We start from the raw sequence: 19,173 nt of genomic DNA, 5'->3' as shown, positions 1-19,173 counted from the left end.
TAAGTTTTTTGTTTCAAAACATTTTCAAAACGGCATTAATTTTTTAAGATGACTCGATCTTCCATTCCAGCTCCTCACTTCCTTCCATCAACCCTACTTTTATTTTTTTCCCCGCACCCAGTTCGCCTGCGATAATATGCCGCGAAATAGGTCTTCTCAGCTTATTCCTGATCACGCCGGATATCTGCCGCGCACCGTACCGGGGCGTGAAACCGCTTAATGCCAGGGCTTTCCCGGCCTCTTCGGTGATCTCCAGGGAAATGTGCTGCCGCGCCAATGCGTCCAGCAGGCTCTTCAACTGTATATGAAAAATTTTCACCACGTTTTCTTCGGTGATCGGGCTGAATGGAACGATCTCCGATAACCTCGCCAGGAATTCAGGCCTGAAATGACGTGTCATTAATTCCATTAATTGCGTACCAGTGGGAATGTTATTGTTGTTAAACTGTTCTGTTACCCACTCGCTGCCGATGTTGGATGTGAACAGGATCAGCGCATTGCTGAAGTCGCCTTCCTTCCCCAAACGGTCATGGATAATGCCTTCGTCCATGATCTGCAGGAAAATATCGAATACGGAAGGATGGGCCTTTTCAATTTCATCAAACAACAGTACGGCGTACGGCTGTTGACGGATCTTGTTCACCAGCAGGCCGCCTTCCTCATATCCTACGTAACCTGGCGGCGCGCCATACAGCAACGCGGCGGAATGTTCTTCCTTGAACTCGCTCATATCGAACCGGATCATTGCTTTTTCATCGTTGAACAAAAACTCCGCGATAGACTTGGCCAGTTCCGTTTTGCCGGTACCGGTAGGCCCCAGTAAAAAGAAGGAACCGATAGGCTGGCCTTTCTTTCCTAACCCGCTGCGCGATTCGAGGATAGCGGCAGACAGCGCTTTGAGCGCATGGTCCTGCCCCACGACCCGTTGTTTCAGATGGGTCTCCATGTTCATCAGCTTCTCTTTTTCTCCTGCCTGTATCTTGCCGATGGGAATACCCGTCTTAAAAGCCACCACTGCTGCAACGTCCTGTGGACCGGTACTCTCAGTAGGGGTAGCCGCAAAGCCGTCCAAAGCATCCAGCATTTCAGCGAGGTAGTGCTTATCAGGCTCCCCATCCGGGGGCACCGCATCATGGCGGCCCAGCAGCACGGGACTGAGGCGGCGGCGTATATCCGTATATACTTTCGCCGTGTCAGCCTCTTCCTCCAGCAACAGCCGTAGTTGTTCCAGTTCCTGCCCGGATGTTTCGTTCATCATCTTGATGGCAGCCATCGTTCTGTCCAGCAGATCGAACGCAGCGTCCGGCAGGCGGCGGTCTTTCATATACCTGCGCGCCAGGCGCACGCATTCCGCTACGGTCCCTTCATCCACCTTTAGCTGGTGGTGCTGCTCATAGAGTGGCAGCTGGCATTCCAGCATACGCATGGCTGTGGCGTCGTCAGGCTCAGCCACCTGCACGATCTCGAAGCGGCGGCTGAAAGCTTTTTCAGGCTCTATCAGTTTCCTGAACTCCTCGATCGTGGTAGCGCCGATCACCGTGATTTCCCCGCGCGCCAGTTCAGGCTTGAGCAGGTTGCCCGCCCCGCTGCCGATGGAACCTTTCGGGTCCAGCAGGCTGTGTATCTCGTCGATGAAGAGGATCACTTTGCCGGAGCGTTTGATCTCCGCGATGATGCTCTTCAGCCGGTCTTCTATTTCTCCTTTGTAAGCCGCTCCTGCGATCAGGCTGCCGGTATCCAGCTCCATGACGGTGGCTTCTTTCAGCGCTTCCGGCACATGGCCGTTCACGATCTGCTGCGCAAGGCCGTCCACCAGCGCGGTTTTGCCAACACCTGCGTCGCCGGTGATGATCATATTGGGTTTGGTACGGCGGCATAATATTTCCATCACCATACGCAGTTCCGCATCACGGCCGATGATCGGGTCGCGGTGACCGCGGCGGGCCTCCGCTGTTCTGTCTATACAATATTTGGCCAGCGCGCCGGCGGGAGCTGCTTCGGGTTCAGGCATCGCGGTCCCGTTCACGGCCGGAGCGGCATCGTCCAGGTAATTGCTGATCAGCTCGCGTTCTTTGAGCGGGTACGATTTCATCTGTTCCGCCGGGAAGCCGGTGTTGGGCTTGCTGATAGCGGCCAGCACGCAAATGGGCGTGATCAGGTCCAACCCCATGCGGAGCCTTACATCGTCCGCCTCTTCCAGCACATTGGACACTTCCGGCGTGCCTTTTACGTCGGAGGAAAGCGTTTGTGCGTTCGGATATTCGTCCATGCGCACTTCCGCCCATTCCTGCAGGTAACCCGCATCTTTATTGATAGCCTGCAGGAAAGGCCGCAGTCCGGTTTCCCGGTGCAGCAGCCCTGCCAGCAGGTGTGGCGGGCCATAGCTGGCATGCTTCCTTTCCCGGGCCAGGCTCTGGGCCACATGCACGGCATGTTTCACGGATTCGCTGAGGTTCAGAAAGTTCATGGTCATTCGTTTTCTTTTGCGGCGGCCACAGACACCGGTTCTTTGCTGCCATATTTCCAATCCTGCTGCACTACGTAGAAGTAAGGCCTTCCATTGGAAATAAAATAATCGCCGGTTTGCAGCTGCACTTTCAGCACCTGGTTGCATTTGCGGAGGTAGGTCACCAGCTGCTCGAACTCTTCGCTACTCATACCGTTCTTAATGCTCTTCACGGTGAAGCCGCTCAATGCGCCTGCATCCACCGGCATGCCGGTCGCTTTTTCTATATATACCGGCAGCTTCATATTCCTTACCAGCGACCTGGTGGTGTTTCCTTTCCACTGGCTGCTGCCGTAGCCAACGTAGGTACGGTACAGCATCTTGCGGAACGCCTTGCTGTCCTGCTCCAGGTTATCGCCGGCCAGCCGCGAAAGCAGGTCCGTCAGCTGCAGCATTTCATCGTGGCTCAGCAGGATGGCGAACTGCACGGGCGCATTTTTCGCCACGATCCCTTCTTTTGCCTTCACGTCAAAATAATATTTGAAGGCGTTATGCGGCAGCTGTTCCCCGAAATCCCGCGGCAGGTTTAAGCCCGGCTGGTTGATGCTGTTCATCACGGGTTCCGGTATCTTTTCACGGAGGCGGCCGGAGGTCATGAACACACTGTCCAGCGAAGTGATGATCTGCCGGTTGTCTGTATATACTTCTCCCAGGAAACGGTCGAGCGCGATCATCATTTCACGGTTCGTTTTCACTTCGCCCCTGGCGGGGAACACGATGGCGCCGGGAATGAGGCTGCCTTCGGGATAATTGAGGTAATAAGACACGGAATCGGTGTAGGAAGTATTGAACTGTTGGGTCACCGCTAAGCCCTCGCCTTTCACCATGCGCAGCTTTTTATTATCCGCCTGCTGCTGGGCGGCCCTTTCCAGCAACTGCCGCGATTCCAGCACGAAGTTGTTAAACGAGGGATCGAACTTGTTATATACCTGGAAAATAAGCATGCGCGCGTCTGTTTCTGCGAGCCCGCGCACCAGCTGCTCTTCCGTGCTCACGCCTTTGAGGTTTCCGGTGCTGCCCGCCACGATGATCAGGTTCGTTTGCATCGGGTATTTCTTCAGCACGTTGATGGCCTGTTGCAGGCCTTCATAATAAGGCTGGTCGGTAATGGTGCTGCTGCACTGCTGTGTGATCGCGGCCTGCTGGTTGATGAAGTCCACGATCCTGCTGTAATTGCCGGTGGGCTCGAAGGTGTTCATCCCTTTACCCTGGTAACAGCCTTCACTGCCGCGGTACACCACCGCGCCGAAGCGGTATTCGTAGCCGGCGTATGCCTTTTTGCCGAAGATGTCCGCAAAGTTCTGGATGGTATTGGTGATGCCGGGAAGGTAATTTTTCATGCTGCTGCCGCCGTCCACTACAAACATCACGTTCACGCGGTTGCCGAACCGGCGCAGGCGGAGGTAATTGTTGTAATCGATGCGCGTGCCTTTGATATTGATCACGGTGTTGCTGGATTTGTCGAACACATTGCCGGCGACGGAGGATGGAAAAGCATGGCTCGTAACGCCCAGCCCCTTGTGCTGCATAACAGGAATGGAGCGGAAGATGGGGTTGCCGGGCGGCAGCAGCGGATCGTATTCAAAATTGCCGCCGCTGGGTTTGACGGGCGTAAGCCGGCTGCTGAAATACCGCGCCGCGGTGGAGTCTTCGTCGTAGGTGGACACGCGTTCGTTGCCCACATACAACCTGCTGCCCCAGAGGTGCACCACGTCCGCGGAAACCCAGCCTGCCACGGAAGCGGCCGCACTGTCTGCCGTCAGCTGGCTGGTATGCCCTACCAGTGCCTTGCGCCCGTCTTCGGAAAATTTATAGATATACACGAGGTCGTGCAGTTTGAGTTTTTCCGATGCTTTCGCCTGCAATTCAGGCGAGTTGAACACGATCACGGAATCGTGCGCGAAGTAGAACTTCGGGCGGGCGATGGGGTCGCCGCTGCTGATGATGGTAACGGCTTTGATGGGGAACCCGCTGCGTTCGTCCGTGAGCGCTTTTTGCCACATCAGCACTTTATGCCGCGGGATCCAGCCGAAACTCACGGCTTTGCGTTTATCTTTCAGCTTGGTGCCTTTCAGCACGGAAGGGTCGTATTTCACCAGGCGCAGGTATCCTTCTTTTTCATCGCTGACAAAAAAAGGCTGCATAAAGGCGAGCTTCTTGAACACCAGCGAGCCGCCGGGCGTGGTGGTGGTGTAATTGTCTTCACGGTCCGAAAACACGATCCAGGCGGTGGGCGCCGCTTTGCCCGACGGGTCCTTTGTTTCGGGCGTGGGGTTGCGGAAATTCCCCGGCATGCGCGTGATCCGTTTGCCGGCGTAGAACTGTGCCTGCACGTCAAGGCAGCATATAACGGTTAATACAAAAAGGATACCTCTCATTGCTTACTGGCAGTTTTTATACAATCTGAAATATCATGACCGGCGATGTTGTTTCACCTGCACCAGGCTCACGCATTTGGAAGGCGAAAGGGTGAGGCTTACTTCATCTATCACCACGTTCTTGCTGAACGTGAGGCCGATGCAATAGGAATAAAAATCCGTGTTCTTTTTTCCTGTTTCGTCCTGCGCCTGTGCGGTCGTCTTTTCCCCGTTGCACAGGTATTTGCGGACGAGATAATAATAATGCGTATTAAAATTGGCGCCGTTGGCAATAGCCTGGAGCCTTGTTTTAAAATCGTCGTTGAGCGCCTGCCCGCCTGCATTCGGATCTACCAGGCCAATGTCCGTAAGCGGCTCGGTGATGGTGAGCACGGTGTATACGGGAACGGGACTTTTATCTGTCTGCAGCGCCACCGTATACCTGCCGGGTGAGCGGTAGGTGTAATAAGCGTTGCGGCCTTTTGCATCCACGCGGCCGGTTTCCCCGAAAGACCATTCGAAGATATTGGCGTCGCCTTCCGCTTCCAGCCGCAGCTGCATGCCGGTAACGCCCGCGGTGGGCCCTGATATCCGGATGCTGTCCGTAAGCGCCAGCGGCACGGTATCTTTTACGACCACGGCGAACTGCTGCTGCAATTTCCCGTCTACCGTGAGCCGCACGAGGTAAGTGCCTGATTCCTGGAAGCGGTAATACCCGCTCTGTTCCTTCGATTTGCTGCCATCGCCGAACTCCCATTTCCATTCGGATGCGCCGGGCGTATTGTCTGTATACACGAGGTTTTCGTTCAGGAAGATCTCGTTGCGCAGCAGGTGCGCATTGATCTCCCGGTTGCCCATCAGCAGTTTGATAAGCAGGAAAACGACGGCCAGCAGCAGCACTGCGAGGATGATATAAAGATAGATCCGGTTCCGGTTGTCTGTTTGTACGGCCTTATGCTTCGTAGTTCCTTCCATTGCGTTGTATCAGTTGGGTTGTTGGCGGTTTCGGTTGATGAACGCTTCCTGGAGGCCGCGCTGGGAGAGCTTGCACTGCTCCAGGTCCTGCTCCAGCTTTTGGATATTCCGGTAGTTGCCTCTCAGTTCTTTTTTGTCGTAGAAGAGGATCTCCAGCAGCTGCGCTTCCTGGTGGAAGGTCTTGTATTTCAGGTCGTGCGCCTTCCGCTGGTAAGCCGCTTTGATGCCCGCGATGGAATTGAGGATATCCGATTCGAGGAACAGCGCGGTAACGGCCGGATCGAACTCCATGATCCTTTTGTAGGTGGAATCCACGGCCGGCTGCACTTCGGCTACTGCCCGGGCAAATTGTTCTTCTTCCTGTATGCGTTGCGACAATTTTTCTTTCATGGCGCCGCCGCTGTGCGCGCCGGTGCCGAACAGGAGCCAGGCCAGCAGCCCGGTGGTCAGGATGGTAAGGATGAGCAGGAAGATGAATTGTTCCTGTCTTTCTTTGATGCTCAGATGCGCCATTTCGGACGATGCTTAGGGTAATGAATGAAGATCAATAACGGTTTAATTTCTTAATGGCGCTTTTCGTGGCTGCGCCGCATGCATCCAGCTGCTGCCGCAGGCTTTCGGAGCTGAAGCGGGTTTGCGAAAGAGAGTCCTTCAGGCTTGCAAGCACCACCACCTGCCGGGTCATTTTCCCATACAGCTCATAACCCGGCGCGCCCGCTTCGTGGTTAGCTTCCAGCAGCCCGCGCACGCGGTTGTTCTCCACCTGCATGCCGTTGATCAGCAGCGCCTGGTTGCTCAGCTCGCGGGCGTCGGCATTTACATACTGGCTGAGCGCGCGGAGCTTATGCAACACCTGGTCGAAGCGGGCGGTGAGCTCTTCACGCTGATAAGCCTGCTGGTCGTACATCCGCGCCTGCGCCGAAAGCAGCTTCAGCTCCTGGCGGGCGGTGATGAAATAACAGGCGGTGCAGGCCACTACAAACAGGATCAGTACTACAAAATGAATGATGAAGTTGAAATATCCCTTATTCAGTTCATGCTGATTGACAGGTTTCATAATTCATGGTTTCAGGCTTTCGGATTACGGCCAATGTTTGGGTAACCGGGTTATACACTATTGACGCTGGCGCTTGGCTCTATTCTTATATGGTCTGTTTCGCTTGGTCTTTCTTCGCGCGTAACGGGATTCTCATATTAAGGTTAACTAATATGCAATGATTCCCCGTGTGTCCGAAGATACAAACAAATATTATGCTGGAAAATGAATTTATCGCGAATTTATTTAGATTTGAATGAAGTAAGCTGTTAACCGCATGAGTGCCATATTTTATAAAAGACCTTTCGATCTCCGCCGGCTGTATACCCATCAGCCCCTCGAAACCTGCGATGCCGGCGTATCCATCAGCCAGCATATAGAACTGATCATTTTCTCCCGCTTTGGCGAGCACCGTTTCAATCCTGATTTCGGCTGCGAGATATGGGAACTTGATTTTGAGCTGATCGTAAACGAATCCATGTGGGAAGAGAAAATGGCGCAAAGCATCAAACGCAGCGTACGCGAGCAGGAGAAGCGCCTCACCGGCGTTGACGCATTTTTGAAAGTAGAAGATGTGGAAAAGGTATTCCCTTTGCGGCGCATCACCGAGATCAAGAAAAAGGCGGAAGTGACGGTTACAGGGAAGCTGGTTGACACGGGGGAAAATTACGTATTCACCACGGCTCTTTTTTTGAGCCCGCTCTCATCTGAATAAACATGCAGTTCCCATTACATTATACATCCAGGGAAGACATCCGGGCCCGCATGCTGCAAAGCGCGGCGGAGTTCTGGGGCATCCGCTCGGCGGCCGAGCTGGACCCGATGGTGCGCCTCCTCATTGAAGCGCTCAGCGCGGAGCTGTACAATCTCGCCAACGACCTCCGCAATACCGAGCAGCGGCTGCTGGGCAAGCTGGCTTCGCTGCTCACGCCGGACCTGCTCACCGCACCCCTGCCCGCACATGCGCTGATGCAGGCCGTTCCGCCCGATGCTTCCGAAACCCTGCCCGATCATACGCATTTCGTGTACGGCCCGCGCAAACAGGGCACAGTCAGCCCGCAGGATGTGTATTTCACGCCGGCGGTACCCGCGCGCATATACGACGCACAGGTGCAGTACCTGGCAACAGGCAACCGGTTGTACCAATACGACCTCAAAAAGGGGAAAATATTGCAGGCCGCTGGTTCCGGTTTTCTCCCCGCCCGCACCATCTGGCTGGGCATCCGCGCCAATAGTGGCATCACGGGGGAAGAAGCGTTCCCGCTTTATTTCAACTGGCCGCATTTTTCATTCGATCACGAATATTATAAACTGCTGGCGCTCAGCGAATGTTCCGTTAACGGGGCGGCGCTGCGGCAGGAAGCAGGCTTTCCTCATAACGAGGAAGAGCTGTTCAACGCCCGCGGCCTGCTGAATAAAACCATCGCGTTCGATACCATGCCCGTGATCATCCGCGATGTGCTGGAATATTACAAAGACCATTTCCTCACCCTTCATATCAATTTCCAGGAACACGAACCGCTGAAATACCCCGCCGCATTTGAGCAGGTGTTCAACGGCAACGACCTTGGCAAGCTGCAGGACCCGCTTACCTGGCTGTGCATCGCCGTGCCCGCCGCCCTGCAGCAACCGCTGCTGGATAACATGGACGTGTCGCTGAACACCTTTCCCGTGCTGAACCGCAGGCTGCATAAGATCAAGCACCGCTTCCGGGGCGTTGGCAGCATCATTCCCATCAAGCCGGAGCCGAATGAATATTTTTTCAGCGTCCGCCAGCTGACGGACAGCCGGGGCAAACAATACCATCCCGTTTCGTACAACGACGGTGCAACGCAGGAAGAAGATTCCTACTCCGTGCGGTTAGGCGGCGCCGAGCGCTTCGACAGCCGGAATGCCCGCGAAATGATCGATTACCTGTTCGAGCTGCTGCGCGACGAAAGCGCCGCGTTCTCCGCCTATGGCTATGATTTCCTGACGGATGTGCTCCGCAACCTGCGGCAGAACATTGCCCTCGTGGAACAGAAGGCTAAGCACAGCTTGACGGATATGACGGAATCTACCCGTTACGTGATCGTAAAACCGCAGCAGGCGGTGGAAGTGATGTACCTGGAATACTGGACCACCCAGAGCGAAGCGGCGCACCAGCTGAGAAGCGGCCTGCCTTTGATACAGTTTGAAGGAGCGGGCACCCGCGCCGATTCCCTGCAGCTTATCAGCCGGCCCACGGGCGGGCGGAAAGCGGCGGACCAGGGTAATTTGCTGCAGGCTTACAAATATGCGCTGATGACGCGGGACAGGATCGTTACTGAAGACGATATCCGCAATTTCTGCCGGCATGAGCTGGGCCAGCGGATGGCTTCGGTGCAGGTTAAACGTGGCGTGATGGTATCCGTTCACCCTAAAGAAGGCCTCAAAAAAACAACGGACATCCACATCACCCAGGCGCCCAACCATCCGTATACACAGGAGGAATGGGACCTTGCGGGCAAGCAGCTTTTGCACAAGCTGAACACCCGCAGCGGGATACATACCAGTTACCGTATTTTTCTGGATTAATCCAGCAACGTCCAGGAGCTGCGCACGCGGGTTTGCTCTACCTGCTTCTGTTCCGCCACCACGATATTTTCTTTCCGCTGGCCGATGAATTCCAGACTGGCCAGTTTGTTCCAAAGCGCCGCCAGCACCTGCATGCAGCCGTTCACCTGTTCCATGGACTGGCGGATGTTATAATGATCATACACCACATCGATGGTACGCATGAGCAGGTCTTCGAAGTTGCCGGGCGTCACGTCTTTCCATTCGTAGAAATATTTCAGCATCTCCTCCTTTTCCCTGCCCCCGGGGTAGTGTAACGACGTGTGGAAGATATGCGCGAGATTGGAAAAGCAGTTCACCAGCATAATAGGCGGCTGCTGATGCACCATATTACGGTAAGAGAAAAATACCTGTGCAACGTAATCCAGCAAACGCTCCGCCAGCATTTTGATGTTCACGGCCAGTGGCGTCCGGCTGTCGCGCGCGGAAACTTTTTCGATGATGCGCAGGCTGCTGATCTGTATTTCGTTGAGCAGGATGCTGAAGCGTTCATAATATTGAATAAGCCCAGGATGGCTGATGATAGCGGCTGAGGGCGGGATGTAGAGATCATTTACCGTCGTGCGGCCGTTCTGCCTTATAAGCTGCCCGATCACCAGGTGATGCAGGCCCATTTCCGCCGCTTCCACCTGCGCCACCGGCAGCATATTCAGCTCGTATTGATGCACGGCATACGGGTGGCGGGGAGGCGTTTCTTCCGGGTCCGGCACGCCCGCCGGCACACGTTCGTAAGGATTCATGGCCAGCACGATGCTGTATTGAACGGCCACGCCTTCCGCTTCATCTTCCCCGGAAAAAGTGAATTGTTTCACCAGCTGGTGATCATATTCTTCCGGCATAAAATGGAACCGCACACCGCCGGATGTGATGGCGTTGCAATGCCGAAGGCGCACTTCCACCTGGCCGGCCATCCGCTCCGTGATCTCGAAATCGCAGGACAGGCGCCGGCCGCGGTAAGGCGGCAGCAAACCGAAATCGTAGCTGCGGAGAAAAACGGACGCCTGGTCGCGCAGGGAATCCGTAACGTGGTTCCCGGTATCAACAAACTGGCGGCGTGAGATCTTCATTCCGTCCACCCAGTTTACAGCATGGTGCTTAACAGGATATAACATAACAATTCGGTCTTAATCTTTATCGGTAAATGCGTTTAGAGTATCACCACGCGGTCTTCCCCCGCCGCCTCGTGCTGCAGGCGGGTCACCCTCCTCGCGAAAATCGTGTACTTCTCTTTCACCAGGTTCTTCTCCATGGTGAGCGACGGGTCTATGAACTGTTTCCTTTTAAAGAAGGAAGGCTTCAGGTAAAAGATCCACCCGTAGGCTTCGCCTTCTTCCGAACGGTAATGGATGCCGTTGCGGGGAAACTTCAGGTTATAATCGTCTATGAATTTTTTGAACCATACACCGAAATTCATATCGGGCGGGGCTTTTACTTTCACTTTCAGCGGCGAGGGGTCCGCCGCCCCTTTGAACAGTTCCACCTCCAGCACCTTCAGCTTGTCCAGGTCCACGTCGTACATGTCCAGCTGGGGCGCTTTTTCAGGGTAATACCATACAGAGTAGATCTCCGAAGGAATGTCCGTCATAGCGATATACGCCCACCAGAACACCGGCGGAACGAAGAACACGAGCACGGAAGTGCCGGCCAGCCAGCCGTAATCCAGTCCGTTGAAGATCCTGAACACCAGCTGGAACAGGTAAACGCCCAGCAGTCCGACGATCAGCCCGAGCAGTATCAGCATGCCCTTGCGTTCGGTGAGCGCTTCGGGCATGTGCCGGCTGAGCAGGATAACAGCAGTAATACCCAGCAACAGGTATGCCATTTGCGCGAGAATGTAACCCCAGGGCATAAATTGCAGGCCCAGGGCGCCTAAAAAACCGGGGAGGCCCAGTACCAGGCCGGTTAATAACAGGGTAACCACCAGCCGGCGGCTGCCCATGATACGGTTTTTCCTGTTCAGCACCACCATTACCGCAGCCATGATAACAGCAATAAGCGGGAACAAAATGTAGCTGACGAAGGTCGATTTTACATCCATAAGATTGGTCAACAAATTATAACAGGAAAATACGGAATAAAAGCAAACATATTCCTGTAAAGGGTTAATTTTCCGGTAAGTTTACCGGCAGCATCTACCGATGCAGACTACAAATGTAAGGTTATGGAGAACAAAACGGCGTTTAATCTCAATAATTTTGAAACGGATTATAAAGCGTCCGTACTCGCTGCGGAGCTGGTGGAAGCGGGTTACAGCCTGGAAGACATCTTTATCTGGCCCTCAGGCAACAGCCGCCGCAACTTTGCGAAAGATGTGCTGAGCGTGGACTGGTTCACGCCCGCCGGCGGCAACAAACAATTGCTCTGCATCAGGAGCAGCCGCGAAGGATTGTACGACATGCTGCCCGAAGGACTCTTCCACAAACAGGTTCCCTACTCCTCCACGCGCACCACCGATGAGATCATCGACCAGATCAAAAGGCATAAGCAGGAAGAAAAGGACGCGCGTAAATTCTTCCTCCCGCTGGAAGCAGAGATCAACCTGTTCCGCATCCTCATTGAGCTGCGCGAGAACAAGATCGACAAGAAAAATATCTACGACGACCTCATCCGCATATTCCAGCCCGCCTGGGAGGTATTTGACCTGCTGGACCAGCAGCAGGCCAACATTTTCCTGCACATGATCCCCTACCTGCAAAACACCCGCGGCGATATCAGCAAGCTGGCGAATATCACTTCCCTCCTGCTCCAGATGCCTGCGGAGGTGCAGGTACAACCCGCCCGTTCCCGTAATGCCGCGGCTTACCTGGCAGGCAACCGCGCGGGCGAATGCACGCTTGGCGTGGATATGATCTGCGGCGATTCATTCCTGGAAGGAGACGAGGAAATACTGATCACCGTAGGTCCCGTTTCAGCGCTGGAAGCGCTCCAGCTGCTGCCCGGCAGCCGCCTCGATAAGATCGTGCAATGGCTGGTGGCCTATTTTGTACCGGCGGACATGGAGGTACGGCTCGAATCAGTGATCAGGGAAGAAGAAAGAACGATGGTGCTGGGAAGCGAAAACCCGCTTGGATATGCCATGCACCTGGCCGGGTAAACTATTCCACCGAAATGATCGTAGCCTGCCTCGCCGTCATTTTCCAGCTTCCTTCGCCGAACACCCACACATTCATATACCGCCTGGTTACCCGTTTGCCCGCATGATCGCTCTGACCTTGCGGCGCCAGCACCTCTTTACCCATAGCCACGGCCATATTCCCATCCAGCTTAATCAGTTCGGTGATGCGCTCAAAAGAGGCGTAGTTCAGCTTGCCGCCGCGGAGCGCGGCCTTGGTGCCTTCCACCGTACCAACGCGGTTGGCGGGGGTGTTCACCACCATTCCCGGGGACCAGTAGCGGTTGAACAATGCGTTGGAATCCGCCTGCAGCACCGCCTGTCTTTCCAGGTCTTCCAGTTTCCTGATATCATCTTCTGTGTGCTGCGCCGAAAGTATGTTGCAGGAAAAAAGCATTACAAAAAGCAGGAGCCATTTCATGATGAGGGGGTTTAAAGGGGAACAAATATTATCCTGCAATTTACATACAAAGAGACATATCTTTAACTACATCAAATCCGTTGCCCGTTATGGCCCTCTCCCGCAGAAATTTCCTCACACTGCTGCCCGCTGCATTGGGCGCCGGCACCTGGCTCAAAGCCGCTGCGTACGGCGAATTCACGGTCATGACCGTTACCGGGCCGGTAAACCCGTTCGGGCTCGGACCTGTATTGCCGCATGAGCATGTAATGGTGGACTTTATCGGGGCGGATAAGATACAGCCCGGCAGGTACAACCAGGACGAAGTATTCAACACCGTGCTCCCCTATCTGAAAAACCTGAAAGCAGCCGGCTGCAATGCGATGGGCGAATGCACCCCGGACTTCCTGGGCCGCGACCCTTTGCTGCTGAAGCGCCTTTCCGAAACAACGGGCCTGAAGATCATCACCAATACCGGGCTCTACGGAGCCGCCGCACATAAGTATCTCCCTGCCTACGTGGAAACCTCCGGCCCGGAACAGCTGGCCGAAAGATGGATCGGGGAATTCAGGAACGGCATCGGCGATACCGGCATCAGGCCGGGGTTCATCAAAAGCGGTGTGGATAAGGGGCCGCTCAGCAACCTGCAAAAAAAGATCGTGCGGGCTGCGGCATTGACCAGCAAAGAAACCGGCCTGCCTGTGTGGATCCATACCGGCGACGGCGCGGCCGCGCTTGAAGAAGCGGCGATACTAAAATCGGAAGGCGTTTTTCTCGGGAAATATACCTGGGTGCATGCGCAGAATGAAAAAGATCTTTCTATCCATGAACAGCTTGCAAAAGCGGGCGCTTTCATTTCGCTGGACGGGCTCAATAAAAATTCCGCGGAGGATTATATTTCGCGGCTGACCTTTTTAAAGGAAAAAGGCCTGCTGCAACAGGTGCTGCTCTCCCACGATGCAGGCTGGTATCACGTTGGCGAGCCGGGCGGCGGCAATTTCCGGGATTATAATTTCCTCTGGACCACCTTCATTCCCATGCTGAAAGAAAAAGGATTCACGGAGCAGGATATACGAAAATTAACAGTGAGCAATCCCGCCCGGGCGCTTACCATTTCTCCGCCCAATCCCAGGCGGCTGACCTGATGCAGTTACTTAACCACCACCAGCTCCTTCCCCGGGATATCCACGGTAATGCGCGAGCCCAGCCAGTTGATCCACATAATGCCGTCATAGATCAGCCCGTCCACAAACTGCGCGCGGAAATTGGTGATCTGTACCGAAGGCACATTGGCTACGGCCAGCTTTGCTACGTTTGCACGGTACGTTTTGGAGGCAAACGCCGTATTGATCTCGCTTTTACGCACGGTGGAATCCAGCGCTTTCAGGCCCAGCCTTTTCAGGTATTTTGAATTGAAACGGTATACGTCTTTGCCTGCGCCACTGTCCAGGCAAAGCTGCAGCGTCAGCGAATCGTTCACCCGGAAATACGCAAAGATATCCAGCGCTTTGCCGTGGGATTGCGCCAGCTGAAGGGGAATGCGCTCGCCGGCCATGCGGGCGTTGGAAAGGGAACGTTCCGTTTCCAGCACCAGTTCTTTTTTTACGAGGTCTATCGTGAAAGGCTGCTGCTCGAAGAGTTTCAGCGACAGGATGCCATCCAGCCCGCCGAGATCGATATCGAGGAAACTTACTTCATCCTCCGACTTGTGCAGGGCGTCCAGCTGGAAATTATACACTTTATACAGGTCGATATCCAGCCGCTCGCCCGTGGCGCGGAAAGCGGTAAAACCTCCGTCTACCGCAACCTTATGCGGGATCTTTTCAAAGAAGGATTTGGTGAACACCGTGAGGCCGGCGCCCGTGTCCAATATAAAATTCCCTTCCACACCGTCTACCTTCGCTTTTACGGTGATATGGCCCGATTCCATCACCTGGATAGGCACCTGGCTGTGAGCCGCCAGCATGGCGATGATCATGAAGCTGGCAAGGATAATGATCTTTTGAAGCATGGTTTGATCCGTTTCAATAAAGATAAATAACAAAATAATAACCTGCGCTTCACACAATGTTCATATCCCTTTTCTACTCTTGCCCCATCTAAAAACCTATATGAATCGCGTATGAAATTAAAATTCATGTTACCGCTCGTGGCGATGACCGCATTTGCCGCCTGTTCCAAAGACGATACCAAGAACCCCGAAAACAAGGAAGACGCTTCCACCTTTGAAGAGATCGGCAGTATAGACATCGGCGACAAGGGCGCGGCCGAGATCAGCGCTTACGACGCCAGCACAAAACGCCTTTTCGTTGTAAAAAACGACGGCGTCAACATGATCAAGGTGCTGGACCTTTCCGATCCCGCAAAAATAGTTGCCGTACATGAGATACCCACCAACAGCGGCGCAGTGAATAGCCTCTCCGTTTTTGACGGCAAACTTGCCGCGGCCATTGAAGCGACCAATAAAACATTACCTGGCCGGGTGGATGTATACAACACCAGTACCTATACCCTCATCAAAACCATTCCCACCGGCGCTTTGCCGGACATGGTAACGTTCTCGCCTGATGGAAAATTCATCCTCACCGCCAACGAAGGCGAACCGGCTGCCGATTATTCCGCAGACCCCGTAGGTTCTGTTTCCGTGATCAGCGTGGACAACAACTACAGCGTGACGAACATCGATTTCGGCAGCTTTGAAGGCCAGAAAGACGCCCTCCTGCAGAAAGGTTTCCGCATATTTGGTCCCAACGCCAGCTTCGCGCAGGACATAGAGCCGGAATACATCACTATTTCCCCCGATTCCAAAACGGCCTGGGTCACCCTCCAGGAAAACAATGCCATCGCGAAGATCGACCTGGCCACCAAGACCGCTACCGACATCTTTCCCCTCGGTTTCAAGGATTATAATACCGACGCCAATGCCGTGGACCTTTCCGATAAAGACAATGGCATTACTTTTTCAAAATCCCCGGTGAAAGGCATGTACCAGCCTGACGGTATTGCCGTGCTGCAAAACGGCGGTGGCATCCCCCACCTGTTTACCGTGAACGAAGGCGATGTGCGCGAGTGGGACGCCTATAAAGAAAACGTGCGCGTCAAAGACCTCCAGCTGGACCCCACCGCGTTCCCGAACGCCGCCGCGCTGAAGGCAGAGGCAGCCCTGGGCCGCCTCACCGTCACCAAGACCCTTGGTGACCTCAATGCCGACGGTCTTTACGAATCACTGTACTCCTTCGGCGCCCGCTCCTTCTCCGTTTGGAACGGCAGCACCGGCGCCCTGCTGTTCGACAGCAAAAACGAGCTGGACGTCAAAGCCAAAGAAGCCGGTATTTACGACGACGGCCGCAGTGACGACAAGAGCGTTGAACCCGAAGGCATCGCCCTCGGTACAGTGGGCGGCAAAACCATCGTATTTGTAGGCCTGGAAAGAGTGGACGCCGTTGCTCTCTACGACGTGACCAATCCCACCGCTCCCGTTTTCCTGAAGCTCCTGAAATGCGGCGACGCGCCTGAAGGCGTGCTGTTCGTGGATGCAAAGAACAGTCCCAATAAAAAGAGCCTGCTGATCGTGAGCAGCGAAGACGATGGTGTGGTGAAGATCTATGCACCGAAAAATTAATGATCCGTATATTTATTGATTAAACCGGCTTCGCGTAGCTGCGAAGCCGGTTTTTCTTTTGGATTTTTGATTACTTTAGCGGCACACCCGTTCAGCATGCAAAAACTGTTTTTCATCTTACTGCTTGCCTTTTCGACGGCCGTTTCCGCACAATACAACGTCCGCCCGCTGGATTCGCTCATCAACAAAGAAGAGCCGGCCTGGCCTGTTATAAAGGGCTGGATAGATTCCGCCACCAACAAGGTGCAGGTGCTGCCGGTGGATACCGCCAAAGCGAAAACAGCGCTGTACGACACGCAGGTAACTACCCGTTCACCCATGGGCGCCGTTATTTATGAAACCGGCGGCATCCTGGTGGATAACGGCTGGATACGCATACTGGGATCCGGCCATGCGAAGCTCAACCGCTCCGTGCCGGCCTGGAACAAAGGCAAATCGTTCCGCGAGATCGGGGAAAGGCCCTTGTTCCTGCTGGTGGCAGACGATGCCATCGGTGGCTTCTTCGCTATCAACGGCGGCAAATTCGGCTTCAACCAGGGCAATGTATTTTATCTTGCGCCGGATAACCTGCAATGGGAAGACCTGGAGATCAACTACACCGACTTCCTCCTGTTCTGCTTCAGCGGCGACGTGGAAGGGTTCTATGAAGGCCAGCGCTGGAAAGGCTGGGAAAAGGACGTGCCGAAACTCAGCGCAGACAAGTCGTTCCTGTTCACGCCCGCCCTGTGGGTAAGGCCGGAGCGCGCGGAAGGGCAACGCGCCAGGAAGGCTATTCCTGTAGAGGAACAATATAAGGTGATGATGGATATGCGGAAACAATTAAAACTGGAGTAAGCTTCTCCGGAAATATTTTTTTTCAACCCAACATTTACTGCTGACATACCGCTGTCACTCCCCCATATTTTCTTTGTACCATTAAAACCTACAACATGCAACATGCAACCTCTCAATCTATGGTCTATTTAATGCAGAATTATGTGAATTACAACCTCTGGGCCAATGAACGCCTGGTAAACTGGCTGCGTACCAAGCCCGAAGAGGTGGTGAAGCGGGAAGTGCCGTCCAGCTTTCCCAGCATCCAGAAAACGCTGGTACATATCTGGCAGACGCAGCGTTACTGGCTCTCCATCCTCCGCAAAGAAGAAATGCCGCAATCCAATGATGAATACACCGGTGACCTGGAAGATACCTACGCCGGCATACTGGCGCAATCCAAAGAGCTGGCGGATTTTGTAAGCGCCATGACCGATAAGGACGTTCACGACACCACGCTCATCGTGAGCCCCTGGTTCCAGTCTGATTTCCAGAATTTCGAGTACATCATTCACGCGGTTACCCACAGCACCTACCACCGCGGCCAGATCACGACGATCGGGCGGAATCTTGGGTTTACGGATGCGCCTATGACGGATTATAACTTCTACAATGTGAATGGAAAAGTAAATGCTTAACTAATTGTCACCTTAAAAAAAAGGGATAACTGCAATGTTAATTCTTGATAATTATTCAAAACAAATAGAAGATTTCATTACAACCTCGATAATGAAATTTACCGCTGAAAACAGCTTACCGGTGTCAACCGGCATTTATTGCTGCCCCTGGGCCGGATGGATGACCACCAACTTCAATCTCGTTAAAACAGCGGGCGAAGTGAACTACAATTGCCCCGATTTTGAATTTGTTGAATTTGATTTTCTCGATCTGGAACCATGGAAGGAAGAATACGAAACAGACTCACCGGCATATAAAATTTCAGAAACGGTTATCATCCATCGTCATGAGCTTGGCGATGAAAAAATAAATGAACCTTTTTTTTCATTCCTGGAACAGATTGCAGCTAAAATAAAACAGTCACACCAGCAGGAAATTCTTTTGCAGATGCTGGATAGCGCCTGCTTCAAGGTTATTTAAGCGAAGCGGCCTTCGCCGCCTGGCCGTTCATCGGGAAGTGATGGCGTACGGACAAATCCTTTTCATCATTTTCCAATACCTATCGGCATCTCCCTTCATTTCAACCCGGATCAAATCCCGAACTTGCGGCCATGAATATCACGCGGTACACATCTGCCCACCGCCAGGCCTGCCTGGAAATTTTCGAAAGCAACCAGCCCCGTTACTTTGCGGAAGAAGAGAAATCCGGCTTCCTGGAATGGCTGGACGATCACACGGACGAGAATCCTTACTTCGTGGTGAAGGACAACGATGAGACAGTAGCCTGCGGCGGCATTTTCCTGGATGCGGAACGCAACGAAGCCGGGCTCGCCTGGGGCATGGTGCATGGCCGCCATCATAAAAAGGGGTATGGAAAACAATTTACTTTATACCGGCTGGCGCTGCTCCGCGAAACCTGGCCGGACGTGATACATAAGATCGAGACCTCGCAGCATACAGAAGGGTTCTACGCAAAGATGGGCTTCCACACCATTAAAATGGACAAGGACGGCTTTGCAGACGGCATTGATAAATACACTATGCACTTGCCTCCAAAGCCTTTGTAGATAATTCAGGTATAAATACGCGGGCCCGTCCGGGATAATTGAGGGAAATTTGGATAAACGTTAATCCCAGGT

General features: G+C 53.8%; 18 protein-coding genes. 9 read left to right on the top strand and 9 right to left on the bottom strand.

The features are described 5' to 3' along the window. Positions 1-43: 43 nt before the first annotated feature. The 5 genes from ACTJIK_RS21280 to ACTJIK_RS21260 are packed head-to-tail and all read right to left on the bottom strand — an operon-like array spanning position 44 to position 6,895. The gene (locus ACTJIK_RS21280) at positions 44-2,473 is read right to left on the bottom strand and encodes an ATP-dependent Clp protease ATP-binding subunit (protein ID WP_440649558.1); all 2,430 of its coding nucleotides are present in this window, start codon (positions 2,471-2,473) and stop codon (positions 44-46) included. Further along, positions 2,470-4,884: a type VI secretion system protein TssR domain-containing protein gene (gene tssR / locus ACTJIK_RS21275; protein WP_440649557.1), complete on the bottom strand. Its 2,415-nt coding sequence runs from the start codon at positions 4,882-4,884 to the stop codon at positions 2,470-2,472. The genes ACTJIK_RS21280 and tssR overlap by 4 nt, the downstream gene beginning before the upstream one ends. Before the next feature lie 33 nt (positions 4,885-4,917). Then, positions 4,918-5,838 (bottom strand): PKD domain-containing protein, encoded by a 921-nt coding sequence (locus ACTJIK_RS21270; RefSeq protein WP_440649556.1) that lies wholly within the window; start codon positions 5,836-5,838, stop codon positions 4,918-4,920. Between the two features lie 9 nt (positions 5,839-5,847). Next, positions 5,848-6,351: a type VI secretion system TssO gene (tssO, locus tag ACTJIK_RS21265; RefSeq protein ID WP_440649555.1), complete on the bottom strand. Its 504-nt coding sequence runs from the start codon at positions 6,349-6,351 to the stop codon at positions 5,848-5,850. A 31-nt stretch (positions 6,352-6,382) separates the two neighbouring features. After that, the gene (locus ACTJIK_RS21260; protein WP_440649554.1) at positions 6,383-6,895 is read right to left on the bottom strand and encodes a hypothetical protein; all 513 of its coding nucleotides are present in this window, start codon (positions 6,893-6,895) and stop codon (positions 6,383-6,385) included. Between the two features lie 256 nt (positions 6,896-7,151). Between ACTJIK_RS21260 and ACTJIK_RS21255 the strand changes: the two genes are divergently transcribed. After that, positions 7,152-7,589, top strand: a complete 438-nt coding sequence (locus tag ACTJIK_RS21255) for a GPW/gp25 family protein (protein WP_440649553.1) — start codon at positions 7,152-7,154, stop codon at positions 7,587-7,589. 2 nt (positions 7,590-7,591) lie between these two features. Then, the gene (locus ACTJIK_RS21250) at positions 7,592-9,430 is read left to right on the top strand and encodes a type VI secretion system baseplate subunit TssF (RefSeq protein WP_440649552.1); all 1,839 of its coding nucleotides are present in this window, start codon (positions 7,592-7,594) and stop codon (positions 9,428-9,430) included. Here ACTJIK_RS21250 and ACTJIK_RS21245 read toward each other — a convergent pair. Next, complete coding sequence (locus ACTJIK_RS21245) at positions 9,427-10,536, bottom strand: hypothetical protein (RefSeq protein WP_440649551.1); 1,110 nt, start codon at positions 10,534-10,536, stop codon at positions 9,427-9,429. The two genes, ACTJIK_RS21250 and ACTJIK_RS21245, sit on opposite strands and share 4 nt — an antisense overlap. 80 nt (positions 10,537-10,616) lie before the next feature. After that, positions 10,617-11,507, bottom strand: a complete 891-nt coding sequence (locus ACTJIK_RS21240; RefSeq protein ID WP_440649550.1) for a TssN family type VI secretion system protein — start codon at positions 11,505-11,507, stop codon at positions 10,617-10,619. A 123-nt stretch (positions 11,508-11,630) separates the two neighbouring features. Here ACTJIK_RS21240 and ACTJIK_RS21235 point away from each other — a divergent pair, with 123 nt between their 5' ends. Beyond that, entirely contained in the window at positions 11,631-12,563 is a 933-nt protein-coding gene (locus ACTJIK_RS21235; protein ID WP_440649549.1) for a type VI secretion system baseplate subunit TssG, read from the top strand. Between the two features lies 1 nt (position 12,564). Here the strand turns inward: ACTJIK_RS21235 and ACTJIK_RS21230 are convergent, their stop codons facing one another. Next, positions 12,565-13,002: a nuclear transport factor 2 family protein gene (locus ACTJIK_RS21230; RefSeq protein ID WP_440649548.1), complete on the bottom strand. Its 438-nt coding sequence runs from the start codon at positions 13,000-13,002 to the stop codon at positions 12,565-12,567. Positions 13,003-13,091: 89 nt separating this feature from the next. Between ACTJIK_RS21230 and ACTJIK_RS21225 the strand changes: the two genes are divergently transcribed. Next, positions 13,092-14,126 (top strand): phosphotriesterase family protein, encoded by a 1,035-nt coding sequence (locus ACTJIK_RS21225; RefSeq protein ID WP_440649547.1) that lies wholly within the window; start codon positions 13,092-13,094, stop codon positions 14,124-14,126. Positions 14,127-14,131: 5 nt separating this feature from the next. Here ACTJIK_RS21225 and ACTJIK_RS21220 read toward each other — a convergent pair whose 3' ends face one another. Further along, positions 14,132-14,992, bottom strand: coding sequence for a retropepsin-like aspartic protease (locus ACTJIK_RS21220; protein WP_440649546.1), 861 nt, complete (start codon positions 14,990-14,992; stop codon positions 14,132-14,134). Positions 14,993-15,103: 111 nt separating this feature from the next. On the opposite strand from ACTJIK_RS21220, the gene ACTJIK_RS21215 reads away from it, so the two are divergent. The 5 genes from ACTJIK_RS21215 to ACTJIK_RS21195 all read left to right on the top strand — a co-directional run bounded on the left by ACTJIK_RS21215 (position 15,104) and on the right by ACTJIK_RS21195 (position 19,101). Further along, positions 15,104-16,603, top strand: coding sequence for a choice-of-anchor I family protein (locus tag ACTJIK_RS21215; RefSeq protein ID WP_440649545.1), 1,500 nt, complete (start codon positions 15,104-15,106; stop codon positions 16,601-16,603). A 96-nt stretch (positions 16,604-16,699) separates the two neighbouring features. Continuing rightward, a complete protein-coding gene (locus ACTJIK_RS21210; RefSeq protein ID WP_440649544.1) occupies positions 16,700-17,437 on the top strand; it encodes a DUF2625 domain-containing protein in 738 nt (245 codons plus the stop codon). A 95-nt stretch (positions 17,438-17,532) separates the two neighbouring features. Further along, positions 17,533-18,054: a DinB family protein gene (locus ACTJIK_RS21205; protein ID WP_440649543.1), complete on the top strand. Its 522-nt coding sequence runs from the start codon at positions 17,533-17,535 to the stop codon at positions 18,052-18,054. 34 nt (positions 18,055-18,088) lie between these two features. Next, entirely contained in the window at positions 18,089-18,514 is a 426-nt protein-coding gene (locus ACTJIK_RS21200; protein ID WP_440649542.1) for a hypothetical protein, read from the top strand. Between the two features lie 131 nt (positions 18,515-18,645). Further along, positions 18,646-19,101: a GNAT family N-acetyltransferase gene (locus tag ACTJIK_RS21195; protein ID WP_440649541.1), complete on the top strand. Its 456-nt coding sequence runs from the start codon at positions 18,646-18,648 to the stop codon at positions 19,099-19,101. Positions 19,102-19,173 lie beyond the last annotated feature (72 nt).

It is taken from the genome of Chitinophaga sp. 22620 (assembly GCF_052044405.1).
Taxonomy (GTDB): Bacteria; Bacteroidota; Bacteroidia; order Chitinophagales; family Chitinophagaceae; genus Chitinophaga.
The sequence above is the reverse complement of the archived record's forward strand: the minus strand, read 5'-3'. Positions and strand labels throughout refer to the sequence as shown.